Here is an 18,289-nt window from a genome sequence, read left to right on the forward strand (position 1 = left end):
TTATCTTTCGTATTTTTTGCTAGTAGATAGCAGTGTTTCATAAACATTAATATCGTGGATTGAATAATCATATTTTTGTAAATAGTATTGGAAAGCTTGATCTGCCAATGACAATTCTGTGCTTCCGTTTTCATCCGTCGTTGTAGTATCAATACTAATATCTTTCATTGCTGTAATTGCATCTTCTTTGAATTTGCTTGGTTTTACATTTGTAACACGAACTACATAATATGTCCCAGCATTTGTATCTTGCAATAATTTGTCAATAACCGTATTATTTTTCTTTGTGCTTTCGATATTATTCCACACAACATCAGGTAATCCACTGTGTGTAGTATATACTTTTTCACTACCATCATAAGTTGTAGTATCACCATATTCTTTTGCAATTTTAGCGAAGTCACTTTTCTTTTCTTTTGCAGCATCTAATGCTTTTTGAGCTTTATCAGCATCTGAAATTTCAATGATTTCAACTTTACGAGGTTTGAAGCGACCTGATAATTCTTTAAAATTATCTTTCACATAAACCGATGTAAGTTTTGTTACTCTAGTGTTTAGTAATACAACATCTTTATAAAATGCTTCCTCTGTATCGTATCCTGCATTTTGATATGTCTTCTTCCATTCGTCACCATATGTTTCTTTATAACTCTTTAAAGTTTCTTGAGCTTCTTTTTCAATCTCATCAGTAACAGGAACAAGCTTTTCAACTAAAATCTCATTCATTTTTTGTTCGATTGGAGTAACATTACCTTTGGCAACTAGACCATCGTAAATATCACCTTTGGTAATTTCTTCATCACCAATTTTAACTAATACTTTATCATCATTTTTCACTTGTGTAGTAGCATCGCTACATCCACCAACAAATAGTAGACATCCACAAAAAACAGCTAATAATTTTTTCTTCATTTTGGGACCCTCCTATTTCTCAACACCGATATATTTTAATAAATCGGCTTTTAAATCTTTGTCTTTAACTTCAATTTTTAATTTTTTTGCTTTTTCCCATACAATTTGTTTTTTCAAATTAGGGTAATATGTTTGAATGGCAGATACTAATGAATCGTTGTATTTGTCTTCTTTCAACATTTTCTTTTTATCTGTTGTTACAACTTTGATTAGGTGATATCCATATTCTGTTTTTACCCATTGACTTACTTCACCTGATTCTAATTTCCAGGCAGCATTTTTAAACTCTTCTACAAGGGTTCCACTCTTTAACTGAATACCAAGGCTTCCACTTTCTTTTGCAGAACCTTCATCATCAGAATATTTTTTTGCAACTTTTCCAAAGCTATCTTTTTCTAAAGCTTTTTCAATTTCTGCCATACGAGCTTTTTCTGTTTCACTTGGATTGGCAGGATCACTCATTTTCACAAGAATATGAGAAATAACTCTTGGTGAAGATTTTTCATATACTTCATCAAATAAGTCTTTATGATCATTTATATAATCACTAACTAATTTCTTAGCTTTTTCTTGATCTAAGAAATATTGTTCAAAATCATCAACTCCATCATAACCCAATTGTTTTAGCTGTGATGTAATGTATGTTTCATAATTATCACCATAGCCACTTTTGTAAGACGCCTCCATTGTTTTGAAATTATTGTTTGCTGTTTCTTCCATCTTGTCGGTAGTCTTAACACTTTGTTCAATAACATTACGTTCAATCAGCGTATATGTTAGTTGTACACCACTTGTGGCTTCATTGTCACCAGATGCATTTTCAAATAATGCTTTGTAATACTCATCTGCTGTGTAATTTTTGTTTGCTAATGTAAATATGACATCTTTTCCCTTACTACTTTTTGCAGCGATGGTGTCCTTATTTGTATCCCATGCAAAGAAGATCGCCATGCTGACAAAAATCGCCCCTACTAAGATTACAAACCAAAATTTTTTTAGAATTTCTTTTATATTGTAATTCATGATTTCCTCCTAAAAAATCTGCTTGCGTTATCTATGCGCAAGATATATTATAATGTAATTTAGTGATAAATGCTAGTCTTGGCAAAAAAACATTTAATTTCACAAATTTAGTCATAAAGATTGCATAAGATGCGTTAGTCCGTTAAAATTATAAAGATGAAAGGAATGATCGTATAAATGAGAAAACTTGTAATTAAGGATTTATATGTAAGTATAAATGATATACAAATTCTAAAGGGAGTGAATTTGGAGATAAATAACCATGAGATACATGCACTGATGGGACCAAATGGACAAGGGAAAAGTACATTGTTATCAGCTATTATGGGAGACCCAAAGTATCGAATTGATAGTGGGGAAATCTGGTATGATGACAAAGATGTTTTATCTATGAGTGTGGACGAGAGAAGTCGCGCTGGAATTTTTTTAGGGATGCAATATCCTTCAGAAATTCCAGGGGTGAATAATTCTGACTTTTTGCGTGCAGCGATGAATGCACGATTAGAAAAGCCGATTTCATTATTTAAATTTATTCGTGAAATGGAACATGCGGTAGATGATTTAGGTATGAAGAGTGATATTGCTCATCGTAATTTAAACGAAGGATTTTCTGGTGGGGAAAAGAAACGTAATGAAATCATTCAAATGAAATTATTAAAACCACAATTTGCAATGTTGGATGAGATTGATTCTGGTTTGGATGTGGATGCTTTGAAAATCGTTGCTGATGCGGTACAAGATTTATATGATACACAAGATTTATCATTATTAATTGTTTCACATTATGAACGCTTCTTAGATTTAACCAAACCTACTCATGTGCATATTTTACTGGATGGTAAAATTGTTGAGTCTGGGGACTATGAATTGGTTTCAAAAATTGATAACGAAGGGTATGAATGGCTTTATACAAAATATGGGGTTGAAAAGCCAAGTGAAAAACCTGCACTAGTATTAGAATCATGTGGAGCTAATCGCTAATGGAAAAGATTACAGAAAAGACAACAATCGAAATCCAAAAAGATGGATACTATGAATATACAGTCGAGACAATTGAAACATTGTCTTTTCATGTTTTAAAGAATGTACATGCAGAGATTAAACTTATATTAAAAGGATCTCTTGAATTACAACAGGATATTTTGTTAGAACCTTCAAGTTCATTGCATATGTTATCAATGAATGAATGTAAAGATTCTAAAATGAATCTTACATATCATTTGAAAAAAGATAGTGAATTGAAAATCGGGTATTATGAATTGAATGAAAACACTTGTGATTTAAAAGCGAAATTCTATTTAGAAGAAAATGGTGCTAGTGTGGATGTTGTAACTACATCGATTACAAGTGCAAAGAAAATCTATGATATAGGATGTATTCACATTGCTGCAAACACAAATAGTAATATGAGTAATTATGAAATCAGTAAGCAACATGCGAATTATAAAATAACTGCGTGTGGAACGATTAAGAAGGGTGCATATCAGAGCAAGTCGCATCAAACAAGTAGAATTTTAACGCTTCATGAAGATCAAAGAAGTGAAGCAATTCCAGTTCTATTAATTGATGAAAACGACGTAGAGGCATCTCATGCAAATAGTATGGGTAAGATGAATGCAGAAGATTTATATTATCTACAAAGTAGGGGAATTAGTGATGAACAAGCAAAAGAATTACTTACGATGTCTTACTTGTTACCAATTACTGACGTTTTAGATAATGAAGAAGTGAACGCAGAACTAGTAACAATGATTCGTAGTAGGATGGGTTTATAATTATGAAAATAGATGCAATACGTAAAGATTTTCCAATGTTTAAAAATAAGTCAAAGAAAGGATATGATTTGATTTATTTTGATAATGCAGCAACTACATTTAAACCTATGAAAGTTATTGAGGCTGTCAATGAATATTATACGAAATATAGTGTTAATGCACATCGAGGAGATTATGAATTAAGCTATAAAGTAGATACATTATATGAAAGTGTGCGGGATACAGTAGCATCTTTTATTAATTGTGATCGTAAGGAAGTAGTATTTGTATCCGGTACAAGTGCAGCTTTAAACCAAATAGCTTTTGGGTTTGGTCAAAACCAATTAAAACCTGGAGATGTAGTATTGAGTGATGAAGCAGAGCATGCATCAAATTATTTACCATGGCAGCATGCTTGTGAAACAACAGGGGCTACACTAGAATTTATTGAATTAGATGAACATGGATATGTAACAATTGAAACTTTTAAAAAGGCAATTCATAGTGGTGTGAAGATTGTTTCAATTGCACATGTTACCAATGTGTTAGGATGTGTATTAGATATTAAAGAAATATCTCGTATTGCACATGAACATGGAGCTATTGTTGTCGTAGATGGTGCGCAATCAACGCCCCATATGCCAGTAGATGTTCGTGACTTAGATTGTGACTTTTTCGCTTTCTCAGCACATAAATTATGTGGACCAACTGGAACAGGTGTTTTATATGGGAAATATGAATTGTTAGAAGCTATGGAACCATTGATGTTAGGTGGTGGAAGTAATGCGCGCTATGATATGTGTGGAAATTTATTGATGAAAGATCCACCTTATAAATTTGAATCAGGAACACCAGCAATTGAAGCAACTTTGGGAATGAAAGCAGCGATTGAATATATTCAAGAAATTGGTTTGGAAAAAATCCATGAATATGAAAGTGAATTACGTGCATATATGCTGAAACGGATGAAAGAACTTGATAATGTAATTATATATAATGAAGATAGTGATAGTGGAATTATTACATTTAATATTAAAAATGTATTTTCTCAAGATGCTGCCACTTATTTTAGTGATAAAGGAATCTCTTTACGAAGTGGTCAACATTGTGCTAAGTTATTGATGAATTTTTTGGATACGCCAAGTACATTACGGGCAAGTCTTTATTTTTATAACACAAAGGAAGAAATTGATTATTTTATTGATGTTTGTTCACAGATTAATCCAGATTCTTTCTTAGATGTATTTTTTTAGGAGGTATAAGTATGAATGATATGTTTAAAGATCCAATGGTTTTACGCCAAATTATCATGGATCATGATAAATATCCTAGAAATCGTGAATTGGTAAAAGATGATAATTACTTGCGTAAACATATGGCAAGTGATTCTTGTATCGATGATATAGAAGTGCAAGCACTTATTAAGGATGATAAGATTAAGGATATCCGCTTTGATGGAGTTGCCTGTACAATTGCAACAGCTTCTACGTCAATTATGAGTGAGCTATTGATTGGAAAGACATTAGTAGAAGCAAAAGAAATTATTCAAAACTACCGTGACATGATTGATGAAAAACAATATGATGAAGAATTGTTAGACGAAGCAGTAGCTTTTCAAAACGTTGGAAAGCAAGCCAATCGTATTCATTGTGCAACAATTGGATGGGATGCAATTGAATATTTAATGAAAGAGAGCGAAAAATAACATGAATGAAAAAGATATCAAGACAAACGATGATTATCAATATGGATTTCATGATGAAGATATCAGTATCTATAAAACAAATCGTGGGTTAACTCGCAAGATTGTTGAAGAGATTTCAGAAATCAAACAAGAACCAGAATGGATGCGCGAATATCGTTTGCGTGCCTATGAGCAATTTGAGAAAATGCCAATTCAATCATGGGGACCAGGTTTGGATCATTTAAATTTTAATGATTATACATATTATATTCGTCCTAGCGAAAAAACAGAAAGCAATTGGGAAGATGTCCCAGATACAATCAAAGATACATTTGATAGATTGGGAATTCCAGATGCTGAAAAAGAATTTTTGGCTGGCGTTACTACACAATATGAAAGTGAAGCTGTTTATCATAATATGTTGGAAGAAGTAGAAGAAAAAGGTGTTATTTTCTTAGATACGGATACGGCTTTGAAAAAACACCCTGAACTATTTAAAAAGTATTTTGGAACAGTGGTTCCAGCTACAGATAATAAATTTGCTGCCTTAAATAGTGCTGTTTGGAGTGGGGGGAGTTTCATTTATATTCCAAAGGGTGTAGTTTTAGATAAACCATTACAATCCTATTTTAGAATCAATTCAGAGCGTATGGGACAGTTTGAAAGAACTTTAATCATTGTTGATGAGGGGGCAGAAGTGCATTATGTTGAAGGCTGTACAGCACCAATTTATTCTAAAGAGAGTATGCATGCAGCTGTGGTAGAAATCATTGTTCATAAAAATGCGAAATGTCGTTATTCAACGGTTCAAAATTGGAGCAGTAATATTTTAAATCTTGTTACAAAACGATCTAAAGTTCTCTACAATGGATCAATGGAATGGGTTGATGGAAATATAGGGTCACAAATTTCTATGAAATATCCAGCTTGTATTTTAGCTGAAGAATACGCAAAAGCAACAACGATTTCAATTGCTGTTGCAGGAAGCAATCAAATTCAAGATACAGGAGCAAAAATGATTCATTTAGCTGCTAATACTTCAAGTAATATCATTTCTAAATCAGTGTCTAAAAAAGGTGGAGAAGTGAACTATCGTGGTTTGGTGCTTCATGGAAAAAATGCAAAAAATGCGAAAAGCAAGATAGAATGTGATACACTTATATTAGACAAGCAGAGCAAATCTGATACAATCCCAACGAACATCGTGCAAAATGATAGTTCTACAATTGAACATGAAGCAACAGTTTCTAAAATAAGTGAAGAACAATTATTTTATTTAATGAGCCGGGGATTGAAAAAAGAGGAAGCCGAAGAAATGATTGTCATGGGCTTTTTAGAGCCGTTTACACGAGAACTACCAATGGAATATGCGGTAGAATTGAATCAACTGTTGAAGATGGATATGGAAGGATCAATAGGTTAGAATAATATGAAAGATAATTTGAGAAAGGCGTGTCGTGAAAAAAGAAGTGGCTTATCTAAATTGGAACTCGCAAATTATTCAAAGGATGTTGTTGATAAGCTTATACCACTGATTGCAAAACATGAGAATATTGGTATATATTTACCAATGATGAGTGAAGTGGATGTAACAGCATTATTATCTATGGAGCGTAGTTTTTTTGCTCCTGTCGTGAAAGACAAGGAACAAATGGAATTTTATGAACTTGTTTCTTTGAATGATACACAAAAAGGAAAGTTTGGAATTTTAGAACCTTCTTCAGATTATCATATTGAACCTAAAGATTTAGAAGTAATCATTGTACCTCTTGTTGCCTTTGATGAAAATTTAAACCGCTTAGGACAAGGTAGAGGCTATTTTGATCGATATTTAAAAAGAACAAAAGCAATTAAGATTGGTGTTGGATTCGAAATACAAAAAGTTGAAAATATACCAACTGAAGAGTTTGATATCCGTCTTGATTATATTGTTAGTGAAAAGCGAGTATACCATCGCTAGAAGAAAATTAAAGTTAAAAAAATCCCAATTACTATACATGGTATAAATGGGATTTTTTTCTTTTTAAAGTATATACATATAAAAAGTCCCAATAAATTAGATAAAAGAAAGCTGATTAAAAATTTTGATTTTCCTAAATATAATATATTAAACAAATAGAGTTTTAAATCAGCGCCACCAATCATTTTCATAAAGAAGAAGAACAACATCATTATCATAAATACCAAAATGAAAAATATATCCAATTCTTTTATTAGGAATAATACACAGAAATATAAACATATAAAAAAACGGTCATATACTTGATAGGTAAAAAAATCTTGTATACTGATGATAAGTAAAATAAGGACGATAGTAATGTGGAAGATAATTTGCATATTTATAAATAAACTAGAATAACTATAATTCCTTATTTGTGATATGATATTTTATACAATAAGTGAGGTTTTTATGAAAACATATTTAATAGATTTAGATGGAACGATGTATAAAGGAAATACTATTATTGATGGAGCCCTTGATTTTCTACAAAGAATTAGAGAGCATGGTGATCGTTATTTGTTTCTTACAAATAACGCAACAAGAACAGGGAAACAAAATGTAGAGCATATGGAAAAATTAGGTTTTTATGGATTGAATCCTGAGGATTTTTTCACTTCTAGCATGGCTGCAGCTCGCTATATAGCAAAAAAATCATCTAAAAGAAATGCTTTTTTTGTTGGAAAAGACGGACTTAGAGAAGCACTATTAGATAGTGGTTTTACTATTACAGATAAAGATGTTGATTTTGTGTTTGTTGGATTGGATAAAGATGGAAGTTATCAAACATATTCTTATGCATTGAAATTTTTGTTGAATGGTGCAAAACTAGTCGGGACCAATAGTGATCGTCTTTTGGCTAAAGATGATGGGTTTAACATTGGAAATGGAAGCATTGTAGCTATGTTTGAATATGCTACAGGGCAGGAAAGTGAAAAAATCGGAAAACCATATCAACCTATTTTAGATGAAGTGTTAGAATATGCTTCGATTACCAAAGAAGAAGCTATTTTAGTTGGTGATAATTTAGAAACAGAAATTAAGTTAGGTGTTGATTTCGGAGTGAAAACAATATTTGTAACATCAGGAGTACATGATAGGAAAGATATAGAACGATTAAAAATAATTCCGAATCAGGTTGTAAATAGCCTAAATGACATAGAAATGTAATCTTTTTCATGGAAAACCAAAGAAAATGTAAGCGCTTTATTGACTTATTTTGAAAATTTGTTATGATTTTATTAGGTAGTGATGCCTCGTAATTAATCGCCTAATCATTTTTTCTTCCCCACCCATAGAGAGATGATTAGTTTCTCCCCAGATTGATTACGAAAGATCGTTTAAGAGGCATGCGAATGTCTCTTATTTTAATTTATATGTAAAGGAGAGGTTTATGTTGATTGCTATATTGGAAGATCGGGTTTTTCGTAAAAGAACAAAAGAACCATATACAAAGCGATGGACGGTTCGCTGTTTTGCATATAATAAAGATAATGAATTGACTTTTTTGCGGATTATTGGGACAGATGCTTTAGGAAGACGAAATCATTTGGAAACGATAGGTGGGGCAGTGGAAAATGATGAAAGTCTTGAAGAAGCAATTCGTCGAGAAATCAAAGAAGAAATAGGGTATACGTGTGAAGTTGTAAAAGAAATAGGTTATATTGTCGATCATTATAATAGTTTGAATCGGGAAACCATTTCCACATATTTCATTGTGAAGTTATTGGATCATGTAGGCGGTGAAAATCGTAGTGAAGAAGAGTTGAATCTTATTCAGGGTATTGAACATTACGATGAGGAGGATGCAATGAAAACATTAGCTGAGTATCCTAAAAGAACTGTTAATGAATTGGTTCAGCGAAGAGATTTAATGGCTTTACGATATTATTTAGAAAATAAATAAACCGCATTCGCGGTTTTTATTTTGTTTCTAGTCCTTTCCCTTGATATGTGTTTCTGGCAACCATTTCTTTATCAATATCATTTAAAATAACAGTTTTCTTAAACATCCAAAAAGAATCAATTTGCGTTTCTTTATCTCCATCTCCTGTCAATCTTTGGATTATAATTCTAGGAGGAAGTTGCTCCAATTGTTTAACAACAACATCAATATAATCTTCCTTTGATAATAACGGAAAGGGTGTCTTATGATATTGTTTAGCAAGCGTGGTACCATTGCTAAGATAAAGCATGTGAATCTTTACTGCGTGAAGTGCTAAGGAACCAACTTCCTTGGCGCTTTGAATCATCATTTCTTTTGTTTCATTTGGTAATGAATTCATAAGATGAACACAGATTTTAAGTTTTGTATTTTTTAAACGTTCAATACAATTTTTAAATGTAGCATAAGAATGTCCGCGATTGATTGCGTTTGCTGTTTTATCATGAATGGTTTGTAATCCTAATTCAATCCAGATTTCTTTTTTTTCAGCTAAACTATTTAAATATGCTATTTTATCATCCTCTAAACAATCTGCTCTTGTTGCAATACAAATACCTAAAACTTCATCTTTTTCATAAAAAGGTTGGATTGTGTTTTTTAAGGTTTCTAAGGAGCAATATGTATTTGTGTAAGCTTGGAAATAGGCCAGTGCCTTTCCATCTGGCCATTTACGTTTCATTACATTCATATTGGCATGAAATTGTTTTTTTAAAGATTCGTTGGCTGCTTCTACTTGATCACCACTACCACTACTAGAGCAAAATGTACAACCACCAATACCACAGGTGCCATCCCGATTGGGACAACCAAAATTAGCGTTTAGTGGAACTTTAAATACTTTAGAATGAAATTTATTGCGTAAATAGTAATTCCATGTATGGTAGCGTTTGTTATCATTACTATAAATAAAAGGATTTTTCATATTAATATCTTATCATATTTTAGATAATATGATAATCTATAGTAGGTGGTAAAATGAGTGTAGAAAAGAGAATTATAATTGATGGTTATGTATTTACTTATAACTTACATATTAAAAAAATTAAAAATCTAATATTAAAGGTAGAACAGGATGGTTCTTTAAGTGTGAGTGCAAATCAATACATACCTCAACATAAGATAGACGCTTTTTTAAAAGAACGAATTTCTTGGATTTTAAAAAAACAAGAACAGCAAAAAAAGCAATTTGATGTTCTTTTTACTGATTGTTTTGATCAAGATTATTTTTATTTGTTTGGAAAAAAATATGATCTTATTTGTGTACAGTCAAATCAGAATAGTGTTTCTTTACAAGAAAATCAGATGTATGTATATTATAAACATGATAAGGCAGAATGTAATAAAGTAATACAAAAGTATATTCGTCATACTTGTGAACAGGTGTTTTCTAAAATAGTAAATGAATATGTTTCACGATTGATAGATTATCGTTTGGAGATGCCAACTATAAAATATCGAAAGATGAAATCACGATGGGGGAGTTGTGCTACGAGAAGTAACACAATTACGTTGAATACCAATCTGATTCATTATCCAATGAAGTTTGGAGAATATGTTGTGTTTCATGAATTAGTGCATTTCATTCAACCAAATCATTCCAAACATTTTTATCAAATTATTGCGAATTATATGCCAGATTATAAAGAACGAATAAAGCTTTCTACTATGTAGATATTGTTATTAGAGCATTATGTTTGGGGAGGAATTATGGATAAAAAAAATATTGATTGGATTTTATTTAAAGTTTTTCTTATTGCAGGAACATTTACTTTTGCTGGAGGTTTAGCGATGTTGCCTGTAATTGAAAAAGACATCGTAAAAAAATATAAATTAATGAGCCGTGAAGCTTTTTTAGATGATGCAATCATGGCACAAACGATTCCTGGGGTTGTTGCATTAAATTGTGCATGTTTTGTAGGAAAGAAGTGTAATGGTATGCGTGGAATGCTCGCAGCATCGCTGGGAAGCATTCTGCCAGCTTTTTTTCTTATGTTGATTGCTACAATCTTATATGATTATATTCCTCAAGAGGGACCACTACAAATGGCTTTTGTAGGTGTTCGTGCTGCTTCAGTAGCATTTGTATTAGCGGCAGCAATTACTTTGGGTAAACACAATTTAAAGAATATGTATGCTTGGTGCATTATGCTTTGTAGTTTTTTGCTTATTGTTCTTTTTAATATACAAGCACCTTTTGTTATTGTAGGGGCTGGAATTTTTGGCGTTTTTTATTTTTCTTTACTTAATAAAAGGAGGCCATCATGATTTTAGTCTCTATCTTTTTAGCGTTTTTAAAAATTGGCTTTTTAGGCTTTGGTGGTGGCTATGCGATGTTGACCATGATTTTAGATGAATCACTAAACTTGGGATTATCTCTTTCACAGTTTGCTGATTTAAATGCTCTAGATATGTTAATCCCTGGACCGATTGCGATAAATGCTGCTACTTATGTAGGATATTTATCAGGAGATATTACAGGTGCTATGCTCGCTACGATTGCAGTGTGTATTCCTTCCTTTGTTTTGGTATCTTTATTCCATTATTTTTCTAAATATATCCAAAAAAATAAAAAAATTCAATATTTTATGGAATCTATCAAACCATCCGCAGTAGGATTAATTGCAAGTGCTGCTTTTACTTTAGCTCTTGGTGTCATATTTGATGTACAATCCATTAACGAATTGCTTAATACTACAATTAGTACAACGATTATCTTTCCAGCTATTGTATTTATCGCATGTGCGATAGCAAATATAAAATTTGATATTAATCCAATCTTTCTTACATTATTTGCAGGAGTCATAGGTTATTTTATCTATTATATATAATAAATTATACTATTTAAAACACGTACATTGATTATAATGTACGTGTTTTGTAATAATTAAGAGGATTTATTTCATTGTCTTTTCATAAATCTCTGTAATGTATGATCCTACATGATCAGGTTGATGAGCATCACTTGCAGTAATCATTTTCACAGTGTGTTTTTTTAGTATCTGTAATAATTCATCAGACAATCCCATATCCTTGTGTTTATAGCGATAATAACAACCAGTATTATTTTCAGCCTTCATATGGTGTTCATTAAGCAGAGTAGCTAATGTTTCATAAGTGGGAGTTAAATCATATGTAGGATAGTAATTGAATAATTTAATTGTATCTGGATGTGCTAGCTGGGTAAACAAATCACTTTTGATAAGTTTAAAGATGAGTTCATAGTAGCGTTTGTAAATAACATCTACAGGTTGAACTTCCCAAAGCAACTTTTTAGAAAAATTCATGTCATATAAAATACCATCAATTGAATGAATTGCACCAACAAGGAAATCAAAGGTGTATTGACTTAACAGTTTTTTTAAAAAAGTTTCTTCTTCTGGTACATAGCAAACCTCTAAACCATAATCGATTTGAATGCCTGTATTCATTGATTTTATTTCTTCCATTAAATCAATAAACTCTTGTAGGGTATTACAAAACTTTTTATCACTGTTTAACCAACTATCTTGAACTTCAATATTTCTTAAGTTTTCATAAAGTGGCTTGAATTCAATAAATCTATGAGTGTGATCTAGAATTTGAATTTTGGTAAGCTTTTTTTTCTTTGCAGCTTCAACAAATTCTAACACATATTCTTTTGTAAGCGGCCCATATTCTAAATGCATATGTCCATCAATCATATTTATCACCTCTATTTTAGGTATTATAGCATAAGCAAAAATAGGAAAAAAGTAATATCACCATCAGAAATTTATACATCTGGAAAAAATGGTATTAAATCTGTCCGCTTTGGTGTTTACGATTTTATAGTTATTGTGTATATTATAAGTACAGGTAGAAATACCTAAGAAAGTCTCCTAAGGAGTGAGGGTGACTAAAATCCCAAACATCGCTCGTTAAAGAACTATCTTGAAAAAGGGTTAAACAAGATACAAAATAAGAAAGATAACTCAAAAGTGAGAGCTCTCAATAATACGAGGGCTCTTTTCATTTTGTTTCTTTTATTTTCATAAATGTTTCTTTTGTTTTCATTTTTTCATTGTTTGTTTTTTTAAATATGCTATAATAGTTAACAAACTTGAAAAGGAGAGATATATAATGAATAGAGTTTATAACTTTAGTGCAGGACCTTCTCAGATGAATGAAAAGGTATTAGAAAAAGCTGCAAGTGAATTATTGAATTACCATGGTACAGGACAATCTGTAATGGAGATGAGCCATCGTTCCAAAGAATTCCTTGAGGTTTTTGAGTCCTGTCGCTCGAGGTTAATAAAACTTATGAATATTCCTTCTAATTATAAAGTGTTGTTTTTGCAAGGGGGAGCTTCTTTACAATTTTCGATGATACCAATGAATTTATTAAGCAATCACAAAAAGGCTGCTGTAATAAATACTGGGGCTTGGAGTAAAAAAGCGATTAAGGAATTGAATAAGCTTGGGGAAGCGGTAGTTATAGCAAGTAGTGAAGAGGATACGTTCTCTTATATTCCAAAAGAATATGATGTCCCAAAGGATGTTGATTATTTCTATATTTGTGAAAATAATACAATTTATGGGACAAAATTTCATACATTACCAGATACTAAAGATATTCCATTAGTTGCGGATCAATCAAGTTGTATCCTAAGTGAACCAATTGATGTATCAAAGTATGGAATTATCTTTGCAGGTGCACAAAAAAATTTGGGAATGGCAGGTTTGACTTTGGTAATTGTTCGTGAAGATTTGATTAAAGAAAACGATGAATTACCTTCAATGCTTTCTTATAAAGTACAAGCAGATAACGATTCTATGTTTAATACTCCACCAACTTATGCAATTTATATGTTAGGTTTGGTTTTAGAATGGATTGAAGAAGAATTTGGAAGTTTAGAAAATTTGCAAAAAACAAACCAAAAGAAAGCATCGATGATTTATGATTTCTTAGATGCTTCTTCTATGTTTACAGGCACGGTTGCAAAAGAAGACCGCTCTTACATGAATATTCCTTTTGTATCAACTAGTAAAGAATTGGATGAAAAGTTTATTGCGGAAGCCAAAGCAGCAGGTATGGTAAATTTAAAAGGACATCGTAGTGTTGGTGGAATGCGTGCATCTATCTACAATGCAATGAATGTAGAGGGTGTAGAAAAATTAGTTGCATTTATGAAAGAATTTGAAGCGAGGAACAAATAACAATGAAAATTAAATTATATAATAAGATATCACCCAAAGGGTTGAGTAGAGTGAATCGTGACCTTTATGAAGTTGGTGAAGATATACAAGGAGAGGATGGAATTCTTGTACGTAGTGCAAAATTACATGACCTTGATTTTAATGATAATCTGAAAGCTATTGTAAGAGCTGGTGCAGGAGTAAACAATATTCCAATTGATCGTTGTAGTGAAAATGGAATTGTTGTTTTCAATACACCTGGTGCAAATGCGAACGCTGTAAAGGAATTGGTTTTTGCTGGGATGTTATTGTCTGCTAGACCAGTGTTTAATGCAATGACATGGGTAGAAACATTAACAGATACAGAGGATGTTGCAACTTTAGTTGAAAAAGAAAAAAGTAAATTTACAGGAAATGAATTACGTGGAAAAAAATTAGGAATTATTGGACTTGGTGCCATTGGAATCAAAGTCGCTAATCTTGCATTGCATTTTGGAATGGAAGTATATGGATATGATCCATACATTTCCATTGCTTCAGCATGGCAATTATCAAGAAAAGTACATTATGCAAAAACAATGGATGAACTATACGAAAAATGTGATTATTTGTCGATTCATGTTCCTTTAAGTGATAAAACAAGAAATATGGTTGATGAGGAAGCAATTTCTAAAATGAAAGAAAATGTATGTATTTTAAATTTTGCTCGTGGTGGTTTAGTAGATGAAGATGCAATATGTAAAGCACTTGATGAAAATCGTATAAAAAACTATGTATGTGATTTCCCAAACTCTAAAATTTTACACCAAAAAGGAGTTATTTGTATCCCTCATTTAGGAGCTTCTACACCTGAATCTGAAGAGAATTGTGCAATTATGGCAGTAAATCAAATTACGGATTTTTTAGAAAATGGAAATATTTTAAATTCTGTGAATTTACCAAATGTTACATTAGATCGAAGTGGTGAAGCAAGAGTTACATGTTTTCATAAAAACACACCGAATATGATTGCTCAAATTTCTCAAACAATATCAGATGGTGGTATGAACATTGAGAATTTAATTAATAAATCCAAAGGTGATTATGCTTATACAATTGTTGATGTCAATAGTAAAGAAGTTGCTTCTGTTGCTGAACAATTACAAAAAATTCCTGAAATTTTGAGAGTGACAATTTTATAAAAAGTGCGAAAAGCACTTTTTTTTGAAACCTTTTCGCCGTTTCTACCGTCTTGTTTAAGTAGGAGGTAGTTTTTGATGGATAGAATATACAAGTTATTTTACAAAGGTCTTATTTTTATATTTGCTTTGGGAATCGTAGTTGGTCATACGGATGTTGCAAAGGTCAGTGCAGAAAGCAAGTATACATTGAGTGTTGATTATTCAATCAGTAATGAATACACAACAAGCACAGCAGAAATGAATTATGATGGAGGAAGTTATCGATATATTGAAATTGTTGATAGCAATAATAATAAACACGCCTCTATTCCAGGGATTACGAAATTGAAAGATAGTAAGGGGGCGGAAGAATTAACATATTGTATTGAACCAACAAAGTTAACTGCTAATTCAAAACCATATGATCCGTTATCTACAGATGATTTTAATGTAGTTTTATCTACGGCTGATAAATTAAAACTACAAGAAATTTCTTATTTTGGATATGGTTATAATGGAGATACGTCAAATTTAGCTTATTATGCAACACAATTGGCTATTTGGGATTACCAAGGGTATACGTTCTCTGGAGTAACGAGTAATGTCATTGGCAAAATGAATGAAATTAAAAAACGTGTTAATGATTATGAAACAGCTCTTAAACCATCTTTTAAAGGTTCACAGGTCATAGTGAATGGTTATGGAAAGAGCAATGGAACACTTTTGAAAGATACAAACTTAGTTTTTAATAATTGGTTTCTTTCAAAAAGCACTGGGAATTATGTTTTTGAACGTAATGGTAATGATATATTAGTTTATGCGCAAAAGGATTCAAGTGCATTAACAGGTACCGTAACATTCCAAGATATTGATCCAATCATTGAAACAAGTCGTGGGATTGATATTATTTATAAAGATCCAACAAATGCTAATACGCAAGCATTAATGAAAATTAGTGGATTAGATTTTTCGAAGTTTGATATTTCGATTAGAATGGCAAAAGGTACAGTACAAGTTGATAAAATGGAAATTGGTGGAAGCCAAGAAGTACTTGGTGCATATTTAGAAGTAATTGAAGCAGATACAAATATAGTTGTTGATTCATGGTTGTCTGATGGTACAACACATATCATTAATAATGTAGTAGCAGGGGATTACATTTTACGTGAAAGATATGCTCCTGATGGTTATGTAACTGCACAAGATATACCTTTTTCTATCACTTATGATGGTCAAGTGCAATCACTAAAGATGGAAGATGACTTTACAAAGATTGAAATCTTTAAATACAGCAAACGAAATAATACGCTGACAACTGATTTTGTAGCTGGTGCTAAACTTGAAATTATCGATAAAGATACGCAAGAAGTTGTTCATACATTTACAACAACGAAAAAAGCGACCCGAATTGATAAGACATTAGTTGCTAATAAAACTTATATTTTAAGAGAAGTAGAAGCACCTAAAGGTTATAAAAAGGCGGACGATATTGAGTTTACTGTAAAAAACACAGGTAGTGTTCAAAAAGTTATGATGTATGATCAAATGATGATCGCAGCTAGTAAGGCTGGTGTGGCTGCAGGTGATACAACAAATGTAATGGGATATAATGTATTATTTATTGGTTCACTAGGAATAATTTTATGCACTTATTACAGAAGAAAGAAAAGTACTGACTAATCAGTACTTTTTCTTTTTCGATAATAAAAAAGGCAGGGAATGGAAAAAAACCTCTTAAACGCTTTGCATTTTGAACACTTCGTATTATAATTGTTGTTAATATGTAGATAATTGTCATATGGAAGGAGAAAAATATGTTCAATATAGTAGCAAGAGAGGAATTGAATCCAACGGTTACAAAATTGGTGGTAAATGCACCGTTGATTGCCAAGAAAGCAAAAGCAGGGCAATTTGTGATTATTCGCTCACATGAATTAGGGGAAAGAATGCCATTAACAATTGCTGATTATGATCGCGATAAGGGAACGGTAACGATTATTTTTCAAATTGTTGGGAAATCAACGAAAATTTTAAATGGTTTGAATGTAGGTGATGAAATCATGGATTTTGTAGGTCCATTAGGGGTTCCATCGCATATTGAAGGATTAAAAAAAGTGTGTGTTATCGGTGGTGGTGTTGGGTGTGCTATTGCATATCCTACAGCCAAAGCACTTTACGATAATGGTGCAGAGGTTACAGTAATCTCTGGTTTTAGAAATAAAGATTTAGTAATTTTAGAAGATGAGTTTAAAGTTGTATCTAAAAACATGTATATGATGAGTGATGATGGTAGTGCTGGAGAAAAGGGGCTGGTTACTAACAAATTAGAAGAATTGTTAGTTGCAGGGGAACAATTTGATGAAGTAATTGCAATTGGTCCACTTGTTATGATGAAATTTGTATGCCAAGTTACTAAAAAGTACGATGTTAAGACAATGGTTAGTATGAATCCAATTATGATTGATGGAACTGGGATGTGTGGATGTTGTCGATTGACTGTTGGTGGTGAAATGAAATTTGCTTGTGTTGATGGTCCTGATTTTGATGGTCATCTTGTAGATTTTGATGAGGCTATTTCTAGATCAAAACAATATATGAAGTTTGAAGCACAAGCAAGAGATGAAGACTGCAATTTATTTAATAAGGAGGTAGCTTAGT

General features: G+C 31.9%; 19 protein-coding genes. 15 read left to right on the forward strand and 4 right to left on the reverse strand.

Translation table 11 applies throughout. The annotated features are described in order from the left end of the window. Together M2475_RS00280 and M2475_RS00285 are read right to left on the reverse strand one after the other, a co-directional pair. The gene (locus M2475_RS00280) at positions 1-912 is read right to left on the reverse strand and encodes a peptidyl-prolyl cis-trans isomerase (RefSeq protein ID WP_277488737.1); all 912 of its coding nucleotides are present in this window, start codon (positions 910-912) and stop codon (positions 1-3) included. Between the two features lie 12 nt (positions 913-924). Then, positions 925-1,935, reverse strand: a complete 1,011-nt coding sequence (locus M2475_RS00285; protein WP_277488739.1) for a peptidylprolyl isomerase — start codon at positions 1,933-1,935, stop codon at positions 925-927. 177 nt (positions 1,936-2,112) lie between these two features. Here M2475_RS00285 and sufC point away from each other — a divergent pair, with 177 nt between their 5' ends. The 8 genes from sufC to M2475_RS00325 all read left to right on the forward strand — a co-directional run bounded on the left by sufC (position 2,113) and on the right by M2475_RS00325 (position 9,278). Continuing rightward, positions 2,113-2,916 (forward strand): Fe-S cluster assembly ATPase SufC, encoded by an 804-nt coding sequence (gene sufC / locus M2475_RS00290; protein WP_277488742.1) that lies wholly within the window; start codon positions 2,113-2,115, stop codon positions 2,914-2,916. After that, entirely contained in the window at positions 2,916-3,710 is a 795-nt protein-coding gene (locus tag M2475_RS00295) for a SufD family Fe-S cluster assembly protein (protein WP_277488744.1), read from the forward strand. Before sufC ends, M2475_RS00295 begins: the two co-directional genes overlap by 1 nt. Beyond that, a complete protein-coding gene (locus M2475_RS00300) occupies positions 3,710-4,942 on the forward strand; it encodes a cysteine desulfurase (RefSeq protein WP_277488875.1) in 1,233 nt (410 codons plus the stop codon). The genes M2475_RS00295 and M2475_RS00300 overlap by 1 nt, the downstream gene beginning before the upstream one ends. An 11-nt stretch (positions 4,943-4,953) precedes the next feature. Next, positions 4,954-5,394: a Fe-S cluster assembly sulfur transfer protein SufU gene (gene sufU, locus M2475_RS00305; protein ID WP_277488746.1), complete on the forward strand. Its 441-nt coding sequence runs from the start codon at positions 4,954-4,956 to the stop codon at positions 5,392-5,394. Position 5,395: 1 nt separating this feature from the next. Beyond that, the gene (sufB, locus tag M2475_RS00310; RefSeq protein WP_277488748.1) at positions 5,396-6,796 is read left to right on the forward strand and encodes a Fe-S cluster assembly protein SufB; all 1,401 of its coding nucleotides are present in this window, start codon (positions 5,396-5,398) and stop codon (positions 6,794-6,796) included. Positions 6,797-6,802: 6 nt separating this feature from the next. Then, a complete protein-coding gene (locus M2475_RS00315; RefSeq protein WP_277488750.1) occupies positions 6,803-7,333 on the forward strand; it encodes a 5-formyltetrahydrofolate cyclo-ligase in 531 nt (176 codons plus the stop codon). 450 nt (positions 7,334-7,783) lie between these two features. Next, entirely contained in the window at positions 7,784-8,542 is a 759-nt protein-coding gene (locus tag M2475_RS00320; protein ID WP_277488752.1) for an HAD-IIA family hydrolase, read from the forward strand. 223 nt (positions 8,543-8,765) lie between these two features. After that, on the forward strand, positions 8,766-9,278 hold the full coding sequence (locus tag M2475_RS00325; RefSeq protein ID WP_277488754.1) for an NUDIX hydrolase: 513 nt from the start codon (positions 8,766-8,768) through the stop codon (positions 9,276-9,278). 16 nt (positions 9,279-9,294) lie between these two features. On the opposite strand, the gene M2475_RS00330 is transcribed toward M2475_RS00325, so the two are convergent. Beyond that, positions 9,295-10,239: a TIGR01212 family radical SAM protein gene (locus tag M2475_RS00330; RefSeq protein ID WP_346780367.1), complete on the reverse strand. Its 945-nt coding sequence runs from the start codon at positions 10,237-10,239 to the stop codon at positions 9,295-9,297. Between the two features lie 53 nt (positions 10,240-10,292). Here M2475_RS00330 and M2475_RS00335 point away from each other — a divergent pair, with 53 nt between their 5' ends. From M2475_RS00335 to M2475_RS00345, 3 genes are read left to right on the forward strand one after another with little or no spacing between them, the layout of a single operon-like run. After that, a complete protein-coding gene (locus tag M2475_RS00335; protein ID WP_277488758.1) occupies positions 10,293-10,988 on the forward strand; it encodes a SprT family zinc-dependent metalloprotease in 696 nt (231 codons plus the stop codon). Positions 10,989-11,024: 36 nt separating this feature from the next. Next, entirely contained in the window at positions 11,025-11,582 is a 558-nt protein-coding gene (locus M2475_RS00340) for a chromate transporter (RefSeq protein WP_277488760.1), read from the forward strand. Beyond that, on the forward strand, positions 11,579-12,145 hold the full coding sequence (locus tag M2475_RS00345; protein WP_277488761.1) for a chromate transporter: 567 nt from the start codon (positions 11,579-11,581) through the stop codon (positions 12,143-12,145). Before M2475_RS00340 ends, M2475_RS00345 begins: the two co-directional genes overlap by 4 nt. A 66-nt stretch (positions 12,146-12,211) precedes the next feature. Here M2475_RS00345 and M2475_RS00350 read toward each other — a convergent pair whose 3' ends face one another. After that, complete coding sequence (locus tag M2475_RS00350; RefSeq protein ID WP_277488763.1) at positions 12,212-12,997, reverse strand: PHP domain-containing protein; 786 nt, start codon at positions 12,995-12,997, stop codon at positions 12,212-12,214. 418 nt (positions 12,998-13,415) lie between these two features. On the opposite strand from M2475_RS00350, the gene serC reads away from it, so the two are divergent. The 4 genes from serC (at position 13,416) to M2475_RS00370 (ending at position 18,288) form a co-directional block, all read left to right on the forward strand. Beyond that, positions 13,416-14,492, forward strand: a complete 1,077-nt coding sequence (serC, locus tag M2475_RS00355) for a 3-phosphoserine/phosphohydroxythreonine transaminase (protein ID WP_277488764.1) — start codon at positions 13,416-13,418, stop codon at positions 14,490-14,492. Between the two features lie 2 nt (positions 14,493-14,494). Then, entirely contained in the window at positions 14,495-15,652 is a 1,158-nt protein-coding gene (locus M2475_RS00360) for a 3-phosphoglycerate dehydrogenase family protein (protein WP_277488766.1), read from the forward strand. A gap of 75 nt (positions 15,653-15,727) precedes the next feature. Next, positions 15,728-17,311: a SpaA isopeptide-forming pilin-related protein gene (locus M2475_RS00365; RefSeq protein WP_277488768.1), complete on the forward strand. Its 1,584-nt coding sequence runs from the start codon at positions 15,728-15,730 to the stop codon at positions 17,309-17,311. Positions 17,312-17,445: 134 nt separating this feature from the next. Then, positions 17,446-18,288 carry a sulfide/dihydroorotate dehydrogenase-like FAD/NAD-binding protein gene (locus M2475_RS00370; protein WP_277488771.1) on the forward strand — a complete coding sequence of 281 codons (843 nt, stop codon included), beginning with the start codon at positions 17,446-17,448 and terminating at the stop codon, positions 18,286-18,288. Position 18,289 lies beyond the last annotated feature (1 nt).

It is taken from the genome of Breznakia sp. PF5-3 (genome assembly GCF_029504745.1).
Taxonomy (GTDB): domain Bacteria; phylum Bacillota_I; class Bacilli_A; order Erysipelotrichales; family Erysipelotrichaceae; genus Breznakia.

What these genes read in the sequence shown, in the direction of transcription:
- serC (WP_277488764.1), top strand. Translation starts at nt 13,416, where the DNA reads ATGAATAGAGTTTATAACTTTAGTGCAGGACCTTCTCAGATGAATGAA.
- sufU (WP_277488746.1), top strand. Translation starts at nt 4,954, where the DNA reads ATGAATGATATGTTTAAAGATCCAATGGTTTTACGCCAAATTATCATG.
- M2475_RS00345 (WP_277488761.1), top strand. Translation starts at nt 11,579, where the DNA reads ATGATTTTAGTCTCTATCTTTTTAGCGTTTTTAAAAATTGGCTTTTTA.
- M2475_RS00335 (WP_277488758.1), top strand. Translation starts at nt 10,293, where the DNA reads ATGAGTGTAGAAAAGAGAATTATAATTGATGGTTATGTATTTACTTAT.
- sufC (WP_277488742.1), top strand. Translation starts at nt 2,113, where the DNA reads ATGAGAAAACTTGTAATTAAGGATTTATATGTAAGTATAAATGATATA.
- M2475_RS00360 (WP_277488766.1), top strand. Translation starts at nt 14,495, where the DNA reads ATGAAAATTAAATTATATAATAAGATATCACCCAAAGGGTTGAGTAGA.
- M2475_RS00325 (WP_277488754.1), top strand. Translation starts at nt 8,766, where the DNA reads ATGTTGATTGCTATATTGGAAGATCGGGTTTTTCGTAAAAGAACAAAA.
- sufB (WP_277488748.1), top strand. Translation starts at nt 5,396, where the DNA reads ATGAATGAAAAAGATATCAAGACAAACGATGATTATCAATATGGATTT.
- M2475_RS00370 (WP_277488771.1), top strand. Translation starts at nt 17,446, where the DNA reads ATGTTCAATATAGTAGCAAGAGAGGAATTGAATCCAACGGTTACAAAA.
- M2475_RS00340 (WP_277488760.1), top strand. Translation starts at nt 11,025, where the DNA reads ATGGATAAAAAAAATATTGATTGGATTTTATTTAAAGTTTTTCTTATT.
- M2475_RS00280 (WP_277488737.1), bottom strand. Translation starts at nt 912, where the DNA reads ATGAAGAAAAAATTATTAGCTGTTTTTTGTGGATGTCTACTATTTGTT.
- M2475_RS00285 (WP_277488739.1), bottom strand. Translation starts at nt 1,935, where the DNA reads ATGAATTACAATATAAAAGAAATTCTAAAAAAATTTTGGTTTGTAATC.
- M2475_RS00315 (WP_277488750.1), top strand. Translation starts at nt 6,803, where the DNA reads ATGAAAGATAATTTGAGAAAGGCGTGTCGTGAAAAAAGAAGTGGCTTA.
- M2475_RS00320 (WP_277488752.1), top strand. Translation starts at nt 7,784, where the DNA reads ATGAAAACATATTTAATAGATTTAGATGGAACGATGTATAAAGGAAAT.
- M2475_RS00365 (WP_277488768.1), top strand. Translation starts at nt 15,728, where the DNA reads ATGGATAGAATATACAAGTTATTTTACAAAGGTCTTATTTTTATATTT.
- M2475_RS00350 (WP_277488763.1), bottom strand. Translation starts at nt 12,997, where the DNA reads ATGATTGATGGACATATGCATTTAGAATATGGGCCGCTTACAAAAGAA.
- M2475_RS00295 (WP_277488744.1), top strand. Translation starts at nt 2,916, where the DNA reads ATGGAAAAGATTACAGAAAAGACAACAATCGAAATCCAAAAAGATGGA.
- M2475_RS00330 (WP_346780367.1), bottom strand. Translation starts at nt 10,239, where the DNA reads ATGAAAAATCCTTTTATTTATAGTAATGATAACAAACGCTACCATACA.